This is a genomic window from Rhizobium sp. WSM1274 (genome assembly GCF_025200775.1).
GTDB lineage: Bacteria > Pseudomonadota > Alphaproteobacteria > Rhizobiales > Rhizobiaceae > Rhizobium > Rhizobium leguminosarum_I.
Map to the genome: position 1 here is coordinate 3619142 of NZ_CP104138.1, position 16441 is coordinate 3635582.

The window sequence follows — 16441 nt, forward strand, 5'->3', positions numbered from 1 at the left end:
TAAATTTCTCGCAGCTAACGAATACGGCGCTGGAGTGCGCCAAAAAAGGGAGAGAGAGAATGAAGAAGCTATTTCTGGCCGCCATTGCGGCCGTCGTCGTGGGCACGAGCGCCTATGCCGACACCATTAAAGTCGGCGTCATCGGCCCGTTCTCCGGTCCGTTCGCGCTGCAGGGCAAGAACTTCAAGGCTGGCATCGACGCCTATATGACGGTTAACGGCAATAAGGTCGGCAGCGATACGGTCGAGATCGTCTATCGCGACGTGCCGCAGGCCGATCCCGCCCAATCCAAGGCGCTGGCGCAGGAACTGATCGTCAAGGAAAAGGTCCAGTATCTCACTGGCTTCTATTTCACGCCCGATGCCATGGCGGTGACGCCGATCCTGAAGCAGGGCAATGTGCCGATGGTCATCATGAACGCCGCCACTTCGGCGATCGTGACCAAAAGCCCGCTCGTCGTCCGCACCTCGTTTACCACCTGGCAGACATCGACGCCGATCGCCAAGGTCGCCTTCGACGCCGGCGTCAAGAAGGTGATTTCGGTCGTCAGCGATTACGGCCCCGGCATCGACGCCGAGAACGCCTTCAAGACCGGCTTCGAAAAGGCCGGCGGCCAGGTGGTGGAGGCGATCCGCATGCCGCTTGCGACCAACGACTTCAGCCCGATCATGCAGCGTATCAAGGATTCCGGCGCGGAGGGCGTGTTCGCCTTCCTGCCGTCAGGCCCGACGACGCTCGGCTTCGTCAAGGCTTATAACGACAATGGCCTGAAGGCTGCCGGCACCAAGTTCTTCGCGCCGGGCGATCTGACCCAGGAATCCGATCTGCCGGCGCTCGGCGATGCGGCACTCGGCATCCAGACGACCTTCCACTACGCAGTGTCGCACGATTCTCCCGAGAACAAGGCTTTCGTCGAGGCGGCGACCAAAGCAATCGGCAACAAGGCCGAACTCTCCTTCCCCTCAGTCAGCGCCTATGACGGCATGTATGTCATCTACAAGATGATCGAGGCGACAGGCGGCAAACAGGATGCTGAGAAGGCCGTCGATGCAGTCAAGGGTCTTGCCTGGACGAGCCCGCGCGGCCCGGTTTCGATCGATCCGGAAAGCCGCCACATCACGCAGAACATCTATTTGCGCGAAGTCGTCAAGGCCGATGACGGGACCTACATCAACAAGGAGGTCCGGACCTTCGAGAAGCAGGGCGATCCGGGCCTGGCGGCCGTCAAGTAACATCGAGCGTCAAGACAGGTGACGGGCTTGGCCTGCGATCAGGCCGAGCCCGCCGCATCGAAGCAAGGTATGTCAATGCAGACAGTCTTCAGCATAGCCGTCGACGCCTTTGCCTATGGCATGGTGCTCTTCGTGATATCGATCGGCCTTTCGGTGACCATGGGGCTGATGCGTGTCGTCAACCTCGCCCATGGCGCCTTCGCGATGATCGGCGGCTACATCGCCTCCTATGTCGCCCGCGACCTCGGCCTCGGTTATGCTGCAGCGGTCATTGCTGCCGTTGTCATCACGATCGTCGTCGCCGTTCCGATCGAGCGTTTTCTCTACCGCCGGATCTATGGCGCGCCGGAACTGACCCAGGTGCTGATGACGATCGGCCTCACCTTCTGCATCATCGGCATCGCCAATTATGTGATGGGGCCGACGCTGAAGACCATACCGCTGCCCGCTGACCTGCAAGGATCGGCCGATCTCGGCTTTCGCACCATTCCCGTTCACCGGCTTTTCGTCATCCTCTGCGGCCTGGCCGTGGCGCTCGCCCTCTGGTTCGCGGTCGAGAGGACCAGCTTCGGCGTCAAGCTGCGCGCCTCTGTGGATGATGCGGCGATGGCTGCTGCACTCGGCGTGCGCACCGACATCATTTACGCGGTGAGCTTTGCCGTCGCCGTCGGGCTTGCGGCCTTCGGCGGCGTGGTCGGCGCCGAACTCCTGCCCGTCGAGCCCTATTATGCGCTGCGTTACATGGTCACCTTCCTGGTCGTCGTCTCCGTCGGCGGCGCGGGTTCCATTCCGGGCGCCCTGATCGCCTGCCTGCTGCTGGGCGCGATCGATACGACAGGACGGTATCTGATGCCGGAATTCGGCGAATTCTTCTTCTATCTCGCCGTGATCGCCATCATCTGCGTCTTCCCCCGCGGCCTTGCCGGAAGGGTGAAATAGGATGGCGCTTGTCATGAATGACGAAAACGGGCCTCTTCAGCATCGTCTCGGGTTCATCACCCGCGATCTTATCGGAATAGCGGTCATCGTAGCCATTGCCGCCATCGGCTATTTCGCCTTCCCCGATAATCTCGCCCTTCTGACCCGGATGATCACGATCGCGCTGCTCGTCCTGTCGCTCGATCTCGTGACCGGTTATTGCGGCGTCGCAACTCTTGGCCATGCAGCACTTTTCGGCTCTGGCGCCTATGCCGCCGGGATCCTGTCGGCGCATTACGGCATCAATGATCCGCTGCTGATGATGGTTGCCGGCGTTGCCGGCGGCGCGGTTGCCGGGCTGCTCTGCGGGGCCATCATCCTGCGTGCGCATGGGCTGCCGCAGCTGGTGCTGTCGATTGCGCTGATCAACCTCTTCCATGAATTCGCCAACAAGGCCTCGTCCTGGACAGGCGGCAGCGATGGACTTTCCGGCATCGCGCCGGACCCGGTCTTCGGCCTCTTCGAATTCGATCTCTACGGTCACACCGCCTTCTTCTTCGGAATGGCGCTGCTGCTGATCGTCTTCGTGCTGCTGAGGGTCCTGGTTCGCTCGCCCTTCGGCATGCTCTGTCGCGCCATCAAGCAGGATCCGCTACGCATCCGCGCGATGGGCGCTTCGCCGAAGGCAGCTCTGATCAGGATGTACGCAATATCAGGCGCCGTTGCCGGTGTCGGCGGCGCCTTGAATGCGATCTCGACCCAGGTCGTCGGTCTCGACAGCCTGTCTTTCACGCAATCGGCCGAAGCGCTTGTCATGCTGGTGCTCGGCGGCACCGGTTCTCTCTTCGGGGCCCTTTCCGGCACTGTCATCTTCATGCTCTTCGAGGACTATGTCTCCGCCGCCAATCCCTTCCATTGGCTGACCATGGTCGGCGCGCTGCTGATCGCCGTTGTGCTCTTTGCGCCCAAAGGTCTCTACGGGACGGCTGCAGCCTTCGTTAGCCGCCGCAGGGAGCAACGCTCATGAGCCCGGTCTTCGAAGTCGCCAATCTCAAGAAAGCCTTCGGCGGCCTTGCCGTCACCAATAATGTCTCGATCACGATGTCACCTGGCGATCGCATCGCGCTGATCGGCCCGAACGGCGCCGGCAAGACCACCTTCGTCAACCTCGTGACCGGTAATCTCTCTCCCGATTCCGGCGAGGTTCGCCTGGGTGGCGAGTTGGTGACGAAGCTCGATGCAATCGGCAGGGTCAGACGCGGTCTTGTCCGCTCCTTTCAGGTGACGCGGCTCTTCCAGGACATGACGCCGGCCGAACATGTGGGACTTGCCGTCCTTCAACGCGATGGAAAGACCGGGCACATGTTCGGCAATTTCCTGCGTATGCCCGACGTCATGGCCGAGGTTGATGATCTCCTTGGAAAACTCGGGCTGGCTTTCCTGATGCATCGCAAGGTCAGCGAAATCGCCTATGGCCAGCAGCGGCTTCTCGAGATCGCCGTGGCGCTGGCGCTGAAGCCGAAAGTGCTGTTGCTCGACGAACCCGCAGCCGGCGTGCCGCAAAGCGATACCGGCCGCATCGAGCAGGCGCTGGCCGATCTGCCCGCCGATCTCGCCGTGCTGATGATCGAACATGACATGGATCTCGTCTTCCGTTTTGCCAGACGCGTCATCGTGCTTGCATCAGGCGCGATCATCTTCGATGGCCTGCCGGAAGACGTCACCAAGGATGCGCGCGTGCGCGAGGCCTATCTCGGGAGCTATGCCAATGCCAGCCCTGTCGCTTGAGGTCGACAACCTGTCGGCCGGATATGGGCCGACGAGAGTGCTCGAAGGCATTTCCTTCTCCGTGCCGGCAGGTGCCCGGCTTGCCGTGCTCGGCCGCAACGGCATGGGCAAGACCACGCTCTTGGCAACGCTAGCAGGGCAGACAAGGCGATACGAGGGCAGCATCCGTCTCGGCGATTTGGATGTCACGACGGCACCGAGTGCTACACGCGCGCACAAAGGCCTCGGATATGTGCCCCAGGCGCGCTGTGTCTTCCCGACGCTGACAGTCGAAGAAAACCTTTTCGTCGGCTTGAAGGCGCGGCCGAAAGGGGCGCTGGAGGAAGCCTATGCGATGTTCCCGCGCCTGAAGGAGCGCCGCCGCAACCTCGGCAGCCAGCTTTCTGGCGGCGAGCAGCAGATGCTCTCCACGGCTCGCACCATTCTCGGTCGCCCCTCCGTCCTGCTGCTTGACGAACCGCTGGAGGGCCTTGCGCCCGTTATCTGCGAGGAACTGATGGCGGCCTTCGCCGACCTTGCCAAGGCGGGAGACATGACCATCCTGCTGGTCGAGCAGCGCATCCAGAGCGCGCTCGATTTCGCCGATCAGGTCGTCATTCTCGAACGCGGCAGACTGGCATGGACCGGAACGCCGGAAAATCTCGCCAGGGATCACGAGGCTGTCGAGAGCCTGCTCGGGGTCGGCGGCCTGCATTGATGGGAATGATCGGCAAAAGCTCCGGCTCTGCTGATTGCCCCCTTTCGCCTTCAAGATTGCGCTGAACCCGCCGAGCAATCCATGCAGTATATCGTCATCACGACGTCATGATTGACCCGTCATGATTATCCTGCCTGAAAGTTTTCCGCTGGCCGAATTGACGGATCGCCTGAAAGGGCGAGAAACACCATGATCGATCAAGCGGCATCAACGTAAGACAAGGCGTAAATCCTCGTTCATAAAGAGGATCGAGTTTATGCCGCTCCCTTTACTTGAATAGTTGAGCTGTAATCGACCGGAATTTGTGGCGCTGACGGGCGGAATTGCTCTGACGCTCCATCTATTTCGGTTGCCAGATACCCGATAGGGTTGCATAGTCGAACAGAAAATCACACGGGAGGTAGAAATGGCAAACCACAAGCCGGTCGCAGGTGACGTATACCAGCCTATTTTCAACGTCGACAACCCGATCGACGGCAACATTCTGGACAATACCAGTTCCACGGATGCCGACGGAGACCAGGTGCGTCTCAACTTCGTCAATGGACAGCGAATTCCGCAACCGGCCGATCCGAACGGGCCTGCCACGACCACCACAGTTGAGGGAAAATATGGCACTCTGACCGTCTATTCCAACGGCAATTACACATACGAGCTCGATCATACCAACCCGGTGGTATCAGCGCTCGGCCCGGGAGACCAACTCGTCGACCAGTTCAATTTCAAGATCTCGGATGGCAAAGGCGCCACCGACTTCGGCCTGCTCAATATCGCGGTCGACTTGCCGGAACACGGCAACATCTTCGTGAATTTCGAGGATGTCGGCAACCACGACTTCCCGACGGGCTACAAAGGCTTTGATTGGGGTGCCTGGCACGATGGTGACGACGCGACTGTGCTGGAGGAAGCGGATGGCAACCACTATCTGGGAGGAGGCGTGTTCTGGACACCCATCCAAGCCGCCGACGGCGGCCACTTTCAGATCGAGCAATTCAGTGTCGCAAACGGCACATCGGACTATGACAACGTTCTGACGATCGAAGGCCGTCTAAACGGCGATACCGTATTCTTGGTTACGGTCAACGTCACCGCCGACAGCATTCATGACCCGCAAGTGATCGATCTCAGCGCCTACGGCGAAATCGACTATCTCATCCTCGACACCGAGCCCGTCATCACCGAAACGAGCGGCCCGGATTATTACGGCGCGCAATACGACAATTTTCATTTCATCGTTTGACGAAGGGGGAAAGGGCATCGTATCGCCGGAATCTTTGCACCTTCGCCAAGCGCGCGCCGCTGTAGCTATCTGATACCAAAATCTTGCGATAGCTGACGGGCCTGCGTCTTGCTAGCATAGGATCGTGCGAGGAGGCACCGTTATGCTGGGATGGAGGAAATGATGCAGCCAGTCGGGATCAGGTTAGCGGCGGTCATGTTCTCGCTTGCCGTATGGGCTATTATTATCGCTGTCGCATCTCACCTTTGGGCGACAAAGATGCCTCTATTGCTTCTGACGCTCTACAAATAGGCCTGTCCTCAGCGTTGGCGGAAATGCTGCAGCTCAGGGCGCAACGGGATTGGTTCCCTCGCCACCACGTTTGGCGCTGCGACCAGTATGCTACCACGGCCGTCGGAGCTGGCCCAAAATCGAGCTGCAAAAAACCGCTAATTCTGCGATGAGGAGATGGTAGCGGAGGAGGGATTTGAACCCCCGACACAAGGATTATGATTCCTCTGCTCTGACCTACTGAGCTACTCCGCCACTGGTCAACGATACCCGCTCGCGAAGCGATGCCGGTTCGTGGGATGAGCGGCTTATAAGGTGCGCTTCGGCTTGGTGTCAAGCGCATGATCGAGAAAAACGGTGGGCTTTGCCGCCTCCCGTTTCCGATGGGTTTCAGGCGGCGACGGGGCTGGCCAAAAGCGCCTTCAGGCAGGCTTCCGCCGAAGGCTCGCGCTCGGAGCGCTCGATGAAACCGCCGCCGAAGACGCGGGCGTTGTCGCCGGGGGCCGAATAAAGCGCGCAGGCCTGGCCGGGTGCGATGCCCGCCTCGCCGACCGTCAGGTCGACATAGGTGCCTGTTGCATCGACATGCAGCACGGCGGGCGCCGGCGCCCGTGTCGAGCGGACCTTGGCGTAACAGGCAAAGCCCTTGCCGGACGCGGCTTCCTGAAGTGTCTCGTCGCCCAGCCAGTTGATATCGCGCAGGTAGACGCGGTGCGTTTCCAGCGCCTCCTTCGGTCCGACGATGACCCGGCGCGAACGGGCGTCGAGAAAGACGACGTAGAGCGGTTCGCCGGTAGCGATGCCGATGCCGCGGCGCTGGCCGATCGTGAAATGCAGGATACCCTCATGGCTACCGAGCACGCGGCCATCGAGATGGACGATATCGCCGGCGAGCGCCGCATTCGGCTTCAGCTTGGTGATGACGTCGGAATATTTGCCCTGCGGCACGAAACAGATGTCCTGGCTGTCGGCCTTCTTGGCAACGACGAGGCCCATCTCTTCAGCAAGCCTGCGGGTCTCGGCCTTCGGCAGACCGCCCAGGGGAAAGCGGAGATAATCGATCTGTTCCTGCGTCGTGGCGAAGAGGAAATAGCTTTGGTCGCGGTCGGCATCGGCCGGGCGGAAAAGCGCGCGGCGGCCGGGATTGTCTGGCGAAGGGTTCAGTCCCGAGCGGATATAGTGACCGGTCGCCAGCGCATCGGCGCCAAGCTCCTTGGCGGTCGCCAGCAGATCGGCGAATTTGACGGTCTGGTTGCAGGAAACGCAAGGGATCGGCGTTTCGCCCGCCACATAGCTCTCGGCGAAGGGATTGATCACCGTCTCGCGGAAGCGCTTTTCGTAATCGAGCACATAATGCGGGATGCCGAGCGTTTCACAGACGCGGCGCGCATCGTCGATATCCTGGCCGGCGCAGCAGGAACCGGCGCGGTGAACGGCGGCGCCATGATCGTAAAGCTGCAGCGTAATGCCGAGTACATCGTAACCCTGCTGTTTGAGAAGGCCGGCGACGACGGATGAATCGACGCCGCCCGACATGGCGACGACGACACGGGTCTCTTCCGGCTTCTTGTCAAAATCCAGTGTGTTCAACGATGGTGCCATTCTGCTTGGGTCACGATCCGCCATTGCGCTGCAATTGCGGCGGATTGCTGATCTCCGGCGGGATCGGCCGCCGTCTCTCGATGAGGCACCGATATAGAAAGGATTGTCCCTGGACGCAAGGGGCGGCGTTCGGCGCCTGAGCGTTTCGCATTCCCGTACAAAGAAAGGCGCAGCCGAAGCCGCGCCTTGGAAGCGGGGGTGCGGCTCAAGTGCCGATCAGCTTGTTGCAGGCGAATGCGATGCCCGGATTGGCGATAATGGCGGTCACGAGCGCCAGTCCGATCATCGAGAATGAATAGCGTTTCATAGACATCCTCCTTTCCAGCCCACGACAATTATGCCGCTTCTGCCGCCTTTCTCAAAATGACGAATGCTTGATAGCGCCAGGGGGCATGCGCCGGACGGCTGATCCCCGCTACAGAGCAAGCGCTTCTATCTGCGTGACGAAGCGGCCTTGAGAGCGCCGCCGTGGATCAGCGCCTCCGCCTCGTGCTGCGGCATAGGCCGGCCGAGCAGATAGCCCTGCACCTCGCTGAAACCTTCGGCGCGCAGCTTCTGCAACTGCTCCTCCGTCTCGATCCCTTCGGCCAGGGTCGTCGCATTGAAGCCGGAGCCGATGCCGACGACGGCGCGCACGATGGCGAGATTGCCCGCATCCGTCTCGATACCCGAAACGAAGCTGCGGTCTAGCTTGATCTTGTCGAAGGGGAAGGACCTCAGATAGCTCAGCGACGAATAGCCGGTGCCGAAATCGTCGATGGCGATGCGGACGCCGAGCGCCTTCAATGCCCGCAGCAGCGGCAGGCTTTGGTCGGCATCGGTCAGGAATACGGACTCGGTGATCTCGATTTCAAGCCGGTCGGCATTGAGGCCCGTCTCGTCGAGCGCCGCCACCACGGTCGAAAGCAGGCTCGCATGCCGAAACTGGCTGACGGAGAGATTGACGGCGATCCTCAGATGAACGGGCCAACCGGCAGCCGCGCGGCAGGCTTCCCCGATCACCCAGTCGCCGATCGGCACGATGAGGCCGGTCTCCTCGGCAAGCGGAATGAATTCCATCGGCGCCACCAGCCCGCGCTTGGGGTGGCGCCAGCGGATCAGCGCCTCGAAGCCGCCGATGCCGTCATTGTCGAGCCGCACGATCGGCTGGTAGTGCAGCTCGAACTGGCGCTTCTCCAGCGCTTCCCACAGCTCGGCGGTCATCACGTGCCGGCGCTCGGCGGCAAGCCGCATTTCCGTCTCGTAGAAACGATAGGTCGAGCGTCCGCTCTCCTTGGCGGCATAGAGTGCAAGATCCGCGTGCCGCATCAGCACATCCGCGTCGCCGGCATGATCGGGCGCCAAGGCGATGCCGATACTGCAGGTGACGTGCTCCCGGACGCCGTCGAGATCGAAGGCACGGCTCAGCGCCTTGAGCAGCCGCTGCGCAAAACGCACGGCCCGCTCCGGCTCGTCGAGCTCCAGCACGACGGCGAATTCGTCGCCGCCAAGACGGGCGACAAGATCACCCTCCTCCGCCAGTTGACGCAGCCGCTCCGACACCTGGCAAAGCAGCGCGTCGCCGGCGGCGTGTCCCTTGCTGTCGTTGATTTTGGAATATTGCAGGTCGACCGGTGGCGCGTGAAGGCGCGCTTAACTTACTGATATCTTGCAGTTTATAATGGCAGTCTTAGCTTGGTGGTCAACCGTTTTTTTCTCAGCACACTATCTAGGTCAACATTTCTCACTCGATCCACGCCAATGCGAAAGATCATAAATTTGATTTCGGCGGGCTTTTCGCCGACCTTGTTTGAAGGCCTAGCCACCAGCGAACACTGAGCGTGTTCCGCGCCGTCCTGGAAGGGCAGTCCATCGCAATGCATTGTTGCGATCTGCAACAAGCTTGCTGAGCGACTTATCTGCGAATCAGACTTCTGCCTGCAACGAACTATCAAGCTCTTCGATTGAAACAAGCGCATCCGGGACTTGGGTGCGTCTATTTTTCGCGACCATTTCTCATCAATCCGCCCCGTTAAGCCTCCGCGTTTCTTTCTGCGAGATCTGCCGATTTTGCCGCTCTGGCCGTTCTCTGAACGCCTGAGGGCGACCAAGGATTCACGTGATCAGGTGACATCGTCCTTCATACAAAAGAGCCGTGATTTCAACGTTGGGCAAGGATTCGAGGATCGCGGGCGCCTTGATACCCAAGAAGCAAGTTTCCGAGTTTTTCCTCGTTACAAGTTCTAACAATTGTCAACAATTACAACGGAATAGCTAAATATAAGCCGGCTAATAAAATCCCGTGATGCGTCCGAAAATACGGTTGACTTTGCGAAATATCATCGTCAACCCTTCGTCTACTTCTCGTGAACTGAGGACAGGAAATGATGATCTCAGCGGCATTCGGCTACTTCATGCACCCTCGCCTCGCGACAGTAAGTGAGGATGAGGAAAGAGATGATCCCACCCAATGTGTTCCATGTCCAAGCCTGTACCTCACCGCAACTCGATTCCAGTTTACGGGAACCCGTCGCAGGCAATTGCAACTCGGCAGACCCACTGGACCGCCAAAATCGACCTGAAATTGTCACACGCGTTCTAGGGCCCGCGAGGGGACTACGGCGGCGGAGCGGCACCGAAAGACCCCCGACAAGTCCGCTCAGGCTGCGGTCCGCTCGAGACGAGCCGAACTGCCACAGCAGACACCAGTAAAAACTAGCTACTGCTCCTACCATTCCTGATGAGGACCGAAGGTCCCACACAACGTTGTGGGCTCGTGGCTTCGTGCGGCCATCGAACCTCCGTCTGAAATGCACCTAACGAGGTTAAAGACAACAATGCTTCCTTTCCTGCGCAAGCGTCCGGATGGTCGGGTCGTGATCTGCAACGCTGACCGCACCAGAATAATCGCGCCAACCCTATTTCTTGATGAGCTGTCCGAAACTCTGGAGAGCACCACGATCCTGGAATACGGCTCCATGCTGCTCGAGCCTTTCCGTCTTCTCGCCGTAGCAAAACAGGGAGCAGGACTATCCTGGACTCAAACCGATGACGACTTCCTCAGCCGATGGCACCTTGAATGTATTACGAGGCGCAAGATCAGCAAGACGGTTTTCGTTAGGCGTCTAAAAATTTATCTCAGGTTCCTGCTGTGGGCTCAGGAAAATGGGTGGTCCAAACATCATGTCGGGGTCCAGCCAGGTAGGGGCGAGAGGCGGTTTGCTATCTCTATCAGGCTCGTCAAGGGTAACGTTTGGCACCAGCTCATGAAAGGCAGGCGACGCAAAAAGAAGACACGACTTCCACCGAATGAGGTGCTCGATCTAGTAGAGGCCAGCTTGGCCGAGGGCGTAGTCAAGCCGGCGCTTGTAAGACGTAACCACTTGGCGATGACCTGCTGCCGAATACTCACATTTCGCCGGTCGGAGGTTGCAGCCCTTCGTGTCGACACAATCCCCACAAGGGGTGAACTTTCACGGCTCGCAGCGGGCGGCGCCGTGGTCAAATCACTTGTCGTCATGCGCGCGAAAGGCGCAGGAGAGCGTTATGTGGATTTCCCGGTCTCGACGCTCGTCGCGATCCGCGACTTCATCGAATTCGACCGGCCGAAGCTCCTGGGCTCCAGCGGGAAAGATGAGGGAATCCTTTTCTGCGCCTACAATCGCGGCGGCCGTGCGTTGTGCCCAGGAACGATAACCAATGCTTACAAGTCCGCCGCTCACAGAGCTGCGGACCAGAATCCAGAACTCGCAGATGCCATTCGCCTCGCGCACCCGCACCATCTTAGGCACCGTGCGATCACCGACTTTGCAGCCGGCCTGCTCGCAGAGGGCATGACGGCTGATCAGGCGATGCTTACAGTCATGGATCAGGCCGCCGTCAGCAGCCTCGGTATGGCGAGGCACTATATGCACCTCGCGGAAGCAGACGTTCGGAAAAGGTCGAAGGAGTGGAAGGGCGCCGAGAAGGATCTTGAGCGCCGATCAGGCGCGCGACTTGCCGCGTTACAGGCAGATCGCTTTGAGCGTCGGAAGCGTTCATGATGGCGAGGCGTTCGAAAGCTGTCGATCTCTACACGGATACTCCTATCGCATACGAGATCGCCCCCAAATCCGGCTTTCCGTTGCGTGTCTTGTCGCCTCATCACAGTACCGTTAGGAAGCACGTCTACTACGACTTTACCTTTGCTGAACCTATGGGCGAACTCGCAAATGTGTTCGCTAAAGAATTCCTCAATTTTACAGAGCCTCTCAAGTTAGGTGGCGGCCGGGCCCGGTTTGCGCAGCTACAGGCATTCCTGCGAGAAACTGTGCTGGTCCAACCGGACGTCGGCAAGATCTCGACCTGGGAAGCGGATCGCTGGAAAGCGCTTGAACAACAATTTTCTCGAATTGTAAGGCGTCGAAATATCAAGGACAGGTCGAAGAAGGACCTTTGCTGCGGCGCCGCTGCTTTTCTGAAGCACCTGCAGGACGCAGGCGTGCTACCACCATTCGAATTCAGCGAACCTGTGAAAGTGACAAACGCAGGGAAAGTCCCACCGATCTCTCACCTTCCGGTCGACAGTAAAAGGCTTGAGCTCCTTTCGCTAGCCGCGAGGTCGGCAGTCAACGAATTGGAGTCTCTCGCAGACGTCCGTGACCCAATAAAAATGCAGGAAAAAATCAGCAGGATGCGGGACATCCTGCGAGAACATTGGACGGAGCAAGCACGAGCGGTCTGGACCAAGTTTGTCGACGGAAACCGCTTGGCAGATAACGCTGCAAACTTTGATGTCGACCGCTTCCTGGCTGAATATTCACCTGATGGCGGGGTTTCGTTCCACGGATCCTGGAGGGATCAACTTTCATCGGACGCGCTGCTAATCAAACTGTTGAAACGCCGATACGGTGGGATCATCCCCGCACGCGGTGAAGAAGGGTTGCAGTTGGGCGACTACATCCGCGAGATCGGCGCCGTGAGACGGATCAGCCCCATTCTTCATTCGACCGTCGATTCCATTGTACCTTTCTACGGTCTTATCCTGAATGCAGACGAGCTGGCGTTGAATCCAAGCTCCGCTAAGACGATGACCGAAGATTCATCTGCGAGCACAGACGCTCCCGGTCTTCAAACCGTCTACTGGGACAAGGGACGGAGCGGCGAGACGTTTTCCGAGCACTGCTACATTGAAGGGGCAAACGGCGAAATGACGGTCCCGCAAGCACAATCGTGCTTGCTGGCGATGAGCGCCCCCTTGAGACCATATGCAGTCGAGGAAGAAAGAAAATCGCTGTTTCTCGTGAAGACTCTTTCGAGCACCCGAGAAACGATAGGCGTGATTTCAGACGACGCACTGATAAAGGGCTGGAGACGCTCTCTGGATAGCCACCCGTTTCTTTGCGTCTACAAAATTCTTCCGATGCACCTAAGGTCCAGCCACCTCTATCATAAATTTTTACAAACCGGCGGTGACGTGATCGAGGTCCACAAGCTGGCGCGCCACGCTTGGTTGGAGACGAGCCAGATCTACGTCAACTTGAACACAAGTGAATTCGTCGCAGCGAGAGATGCGCGTCAGGTACAGGACTTCCTGCTGATGAAGGCCACGCCAACAAGACAGCAACTTCATCAGGAACTTGGTTTGGATGCCGCGGTGGCAAAGCGCCTTACCGTAAGTGCCGCCTCTTTGGGTTTCATGGATTGGGACCTCGACTGCGAACAGGATCGGCTTTCCGAGTTCGAACGTTGGCTGATCAACGGGGAAAAGGTGTTCATCGAAACAGTCGAGGTCGCCGCGGAGCTCTACGCATTTCGAAATCACCTAGTCGATAACGCCCATGTTTTGAGAGAGACCAAAGATTGGAGCGGGACCTGGGCGCCAATGATCCTGCTGATGAACGCCGCACTCGGCGAAATGAGAGCTGACACCCGAAATAAGGGGTCGAAGTTGGCTGCCGAATATGAACTGGAATACAAGGGGTTCAACAGATGATCTTAAACACAGCATTGCTGACGTCCACTTCGGCAACGCCGTCCTTACGGCCCTTTCGCGAACCTGATGATCTTCTGGCCATTTCGACGCCCGGCCGGTGGTCGTTTCCGTCGGCACGAGCGAACGGTCGTCATAGTATCGGCTGGACACGTATGATGGCGAATGGGTTTCCATTGCTGCATCCAAGAAACTCGAAGCTCTTGGAAATGGCGCAGCGCTATTTTGTCTTGCTGCGAGACGGATATTCACGTTCCAGTCAACGACTTGCTTTCAATTCGATTACAGACCGCGTTGGAATTGTTTTAGCAATAGCCGACGTGGTCATGTCGACGGGTTGCGATGCGCTCGAAGAGTTCGGGCCGGCCGAATTCGCGAAGATCAAGGCGAGGGTTCCCTTCGGTTTTGACGACAGGCGTAGCACGCCAATATCGAGTAATCGAATTAGGGAGATACTCAAATCATGGAGGGAGCTCCACGAACTATTCGTCACACCTGGCGACGATGGGTACATAGGATTGAATGACGGATTTCCGTTTCCGCTTTTCACCGAAACCGAAGCGGCAACAATGGTCAGCAAGGGAACGGAAACCGGGTTGACGGCGGACATCCCGCCCGAGGTAGCCTTCGCGCATATTGATGCGGCGATCGAATATATTGCGATCCATGCGAAGGGAATCATTGCTCTAAGCGCGCAAGCGAAGGCTATCGCGAATGCTCCCCGCGTCTATGCAAAGGCCGGTCAAGGCGAACGTAAACGGCAGCTCGCGGCACACCTGCTCTCCATCATAGACGGAAATAGCGGATACGAGCTTTTCCGAGGCAACGTCAACTTCTCTAGGATCGGTAGAGAACTCAACCTCCGGCCCTGCAGTCTCGACCCGATCCTATGTAAACACGCAAACCGATTTCTGCTCTCGGACGATCCCGAAGAGAAGGTAGAGGCAAGAACGACTCTACAGCTCGCCGCAACCAAGCAGGCAGCCGCCCCCGCGAAATATAGGAAGACACACGTGGTGCAAGCCGAACTTGGTCTGCCATATAGCGGGCAGCCCGGCGCGGGGTATGCGCCCTGGCCGATCACCCACGTCGCGCACACGAAAGGTGGTTCTTACACAATCGAGGCCGCCGAACACGATCTGCTTACTGCAATCATAATCTTGATTGCTGCTTTTGATGCGGGCAGAATAGACGAAATCCTCGCAACTGACGTCGATTGTTTGGTAGAGGGAGCGGACGGATTTTATCTCAGAACAAGATTGTTTAAGGAAAACGACCCGGAAGGGGGATCGGTACACCTGAAGCCGTGCCCGCCGGTTGTCGTAAGCGCGATCAACCTAGCAATCGGCATGGGACGGGAAGCGCGCGAGAAGCACGGGTCAAAAAAGCTTTTCTTCTCACAATACCGCGGCAAGTATCGCGTTCCGACGTATCACACGTTCCTGAAAAGAATGAAGGACTTCAGCGAGCGGACGGGAGTGGCTGCTATAGTCGATGGTGGCAGTTGGGAGATCGCTCCTCATCAACTCCGGCGGTTCTTTGTCACCATGTGGAATCACTACTTTGAGTACGGCGGCCAATATGAGTCCTGCCGCCGATTACTTGGCCACGCCTGGATAGGCACCACCATCCGATATGGAAGGTCAGCGACATCCGGCAAAGCGTTTCTCACTGAACAGAGGCGTCTGACCCATAAAGTTCTAAAGTCGGCGGTTTTCAAAGGTCTCGAAGACGTTAGAGGTGCGGCGGGACATCGCCTGGTGCGAGTACTCGAGAGGATGTCGATCAGAACCCAGTCTGAAGAGGACATTGATATGTTCTTCGATAGAAGGATTGATCACAAGGGTGCGGAGGTCCATGGCATGCCATGGGGCTATTGTATCTGGGACGTCGCCGCAGGACTGAAGGCGAGATGCGCTCGCGGCGCCGCTCGCGGAGCCCACGTCAGCCGGCCGGATACGTGGAAGACGCCTGAGGAGTGCCAGGGCTGTGCTTGTTTTTGGACGGATGAGAAATTCGCAGGGTTCTGGGAGCATGCTGTCGAACGCCACGAACGCGTGGCCGCTAAGCCGAGGGCCCCACGGCAGCTTGCCGAAGCGGCCGAGGCTGCAGCGACGTTGGCCAGGCGGATGTGGGTGAGGTAATCGATGTTACGTCTGGTTAAAAAACGACCTGCGGTCCAGGCCACTGCACCGTCTGAGAAATCGCCTCGGGCGACGTTCGAATTTGGACTTCTGGAGCTGAAATCTGTCACGACGGTCGTGGCGGTTTCACATGCGCTTGAACGCGGGGTTGAGTTTTCGATCGATGGCTTTCGACGCCGAAACAAGATCGGCAACAGCACGCTGCAGCTTCCTGCAAATTCCGACTTGCTGAAAGATCTTCAAAAACAGATCGAGCGAGTTGGCGGGATTCTGAGGCGAGGGCACAAGAAAATCCTGCGCGGCAAACTAATCGAAATAAAAAAAGGTCCTCAGCAAAGATTACCTCGAAAATCTTCGGAGCAGGCAAAAATCGGCGAACTAAAGGAACTGTTGGAAGCGGCAGACAAGGATCTGGACGGAGCCGCTAGGGAGCTAAACGTAGCGCTGCGCAAGATCGCAGAACTTGAGTCGAGGTTGAAGGCACGCTGACGATCGCGTCATACTTTCGAAAGCACCGACGATGAAATATGCTTCAAGGCAAGGCAATGGCATTGCGCCCTCTCCTCGATCGCATCTCCACGCTCCCCCAGCGTGTAGTGA

The 16441-nt window shown here is 58.3% G+C and carries 11 protein-coding genes, 1 tRNA gene and 1 pseudogene; 10 read left to right on the top strand and 3 right to left on the bottom strand.

Annotation, left to right across the window (positions count from 1 at the left end; translation table 11 throughout):
- Positions 1-59 precede the first annotated feature (59 nt).
- From N2600_RS18085 to N2600_RS18110, 6 genes are all read left to right on the top strand, one after another.
- Positions 60-1232 (top strand): ABC transporter substrate-binding protein, encoded by a 1173-nt coding sequence (locus N2600_RS18085; RefSeq protein ID WP_170279759.1) that lies wholly within the window; start codon positions 60-62, stop codon positions 1230-1232.
- 75 nt (positions 1233-1307) lie between these two features.
- Positions 1308-2171: a branched-chain amino acid ABC transporter permease gene (locus N2600_RS18090; protein ID WP_170279760.1), complete on the top strand. Its 864-nt coding sequence runs from the start codon at positions 1308-1310 to the stop codon at positions 2169-2171.
- 1 nt (position 2172) lies between these two features.
- Positions 2173-3177, top strand: a complete 1005-nt coding sequence (locus N2600_RS18095; RefSeq protein WP_170279761.1) for a branched-chain amino acid ABC transporter permease — start codon at positions 2173-2175, stop codon at positions 3175-3177.
- Complete coding sequence (locus N2600_RS18100; RefSeq protein ID WP_260296996.1) at positions 3174-3938, top strand: ABC transporter ATP-binding protein; 765 nt, start codon at positions 3174-3176, stop codon at positions 3936-3938. Before N2600_RS18095 ends, N2600_RS18100 begins: the two co-directional genes overlap by 4 nt.
- Positions 3919-4635, top strand: coding sequence for an ABC transporter ATP-binding protein (locus N2600_RS18105; protein WP_222384630.1), 717 nt, complete (start codon positions 3919-3921; stop codon positions 4633-4635). Before N2600_RS18100 ends, N2600_RS18105 begins: the two co-directional genes overlap by 20 nt.
- A gap of 406 nt (positions 4636-5041) precedes the next feature.
- Positions 5042-5875, top strand: coding sequence for a VCBS domain-containing protein (locus N2600_RS18110; protein WP_170279764.1), 834 nt, complete (start codon positions 5042-5044; stop codon positions 5873-5875).
- Positions 5876-6323: 448 nt separating this feature from the next.
- On the opposite strand, the gene N2600_RS18115 is transcribed toward N2600_RS18110, so the two are convergent.
- The 3 genes and pseudogenes from N2600_RS18115 to N2600_RS18125 form a co-directional block, all read right to left on the bottom strand.
- Positions 6324-6400, bottom strand: a tRNA-Met gene (locus N2600_RS18115).
- A 135-nt stretch (positions 6401-6535) separates the two neighbouring features.
- Entirely contained in the window at positions 6536-7735 is a 1200-nt protein-coding gene (gene mnmA, locus N2600_RS18120; RefSeq protein WP_170279765.1) for a tRNA 2-thiouridine(34) synthase MnmA, read from the bottom strand.
- A 444-nt stretch (positions 7736-8179) separates the two neighbouring features.
- A pseudogene (locus N2600_RS18125) lies at positions 8180-9340 on the bottom strand (putative bifunctional diguanylate cyclase/phosphodiesterase); the annotation flags it as partial.
- A gap of 1223 nt (positions 9341-10563) precedes the next feature.
- Between N2600_RS18125 and N2600_RS18130 the strand changes: the two are divergent.
- The 4 genes from N2600_RS18130 (at position 10564) to N2600_RS18145 (ending at position 16330) form a co-directional block, all read left to right on the top strand.
- Positions 10564-11769: a tyrosine-type recombinase/integrase gene (locus tag N2600_RS18130; RefSeq protein ID WP_260296997.1), complete on the top strand. Its 1206-nt coding sequence runs from the start codon at positions 10564-10566 to the stop codon at positions 11767-11769.
- The gene (locus N2600_RS18135; protein ID WP_260296998.1) at positions 11766-13700 is read left to right on the top strand and encodes a hypothetical protein; all 1935 of its coding nucleotides are present in this window, start codon (positions 11766-11768) and stop codon (positions 13698-13700) included. Before N2600_RS18130 ends, N2600_RS18135 begins: the two co-directional genes overlap by 4 nt.
- A gap of 323 nt (positions 13701-14023) precedes the next feature.
- A complete protein-coding gene (locus tag N2600_RS18140) occupies positions 14024-15841 on the top strand; it encodes a site-specific integrase (RefSeq protein WP_260297000.1) in 1818 nt (605 codons plus the stop codon).
- A 3-nt stretch (positions 15842-15844) separates the two neighbouring features.
- Entirely contained in the window at positions 15845-16330 is a 486-nt protein-coding gene (locus N2600_RS18145; protein WP_260297001.1) for a hypothetical protein, read from the top strand.
- Positions 16331-16441: the final 111 nt, after the last annotated feature.

Excerpts from the sequence above, each read along its gene's own strand:
- N2600_RS18085 (WP_170279759.1), top strand. The coding sequence starts at position 60 with ATGAAGAAGCTATTTCTGGCCGCCATTGCGGCCGTCGTCGTGGGCACG.
- N2600_RS18090 (WP_170279760.1), top strand. The coding sequence starts at position 1,308 with ATGCAGACAGTCTTCAGCATAGCCGTCGACGCCTTTGCCTATGGCATG.
- N2600_RS18095 (WP_170279761.1), top strand. The coding sequence starts at position 2,173 with ATGGCGCTTGTCATGAATGACGAAAACGGGCCTCTTCAGCATCGTCTC.
- N2600_RS18100 (WP_260296996.1), top strand. The coding sequence starts at position 3,174 with ATGAGCCCGGTCTTCGAAGTCGCCAATCTCAAGAAAGCCTTCGGCGGC.
- N2600_RS18105 (WP_222384630.1), top strand. The coding sequence starts at position 3,919 with ATGCCAGCCCTGTCGCTTGAGGTCGACAACCTGTCGGCCGGATATGGG.
- N2600_RS18110 (WP_170279764.1), top strand. The coding sequence starts at position 5,042 with ATGGCAAACCACAAGCCGGTCGCAGGTGACGTATACCAGCCTATTTTC.
- N2600_RS18130 (WP_260296997.1), top strand. The coding sequence starts at position 10,564 with ATGCTTCCTTTCCTGCGCAAGCGTCCGGATGGTCGGGTCGTGATCTGC.
- N2600_RS18135 (WP_260296998.1), top strand. The coding sequence starts at position 11,766 with ATGATGGCGAGGCGTTCGAAAGCTGTCGATCTCTACACGGATACTCCT.
- N2600_RS18140 (WP_260297000.1), top strand. The coding sequence starts at position 14,024 with ATGTCGACGGGTTGCGATGCGCTCGAAGAGTTCGGGCCGGCCGAATTC.
- N2600_RS18145 (WP_260297001.1), top strand. The coding sequence starts at position 15,845 with ATGTTACGTCTGGTTAAAAAACGACCTGCGGTCCAGGCCACTGCACCG.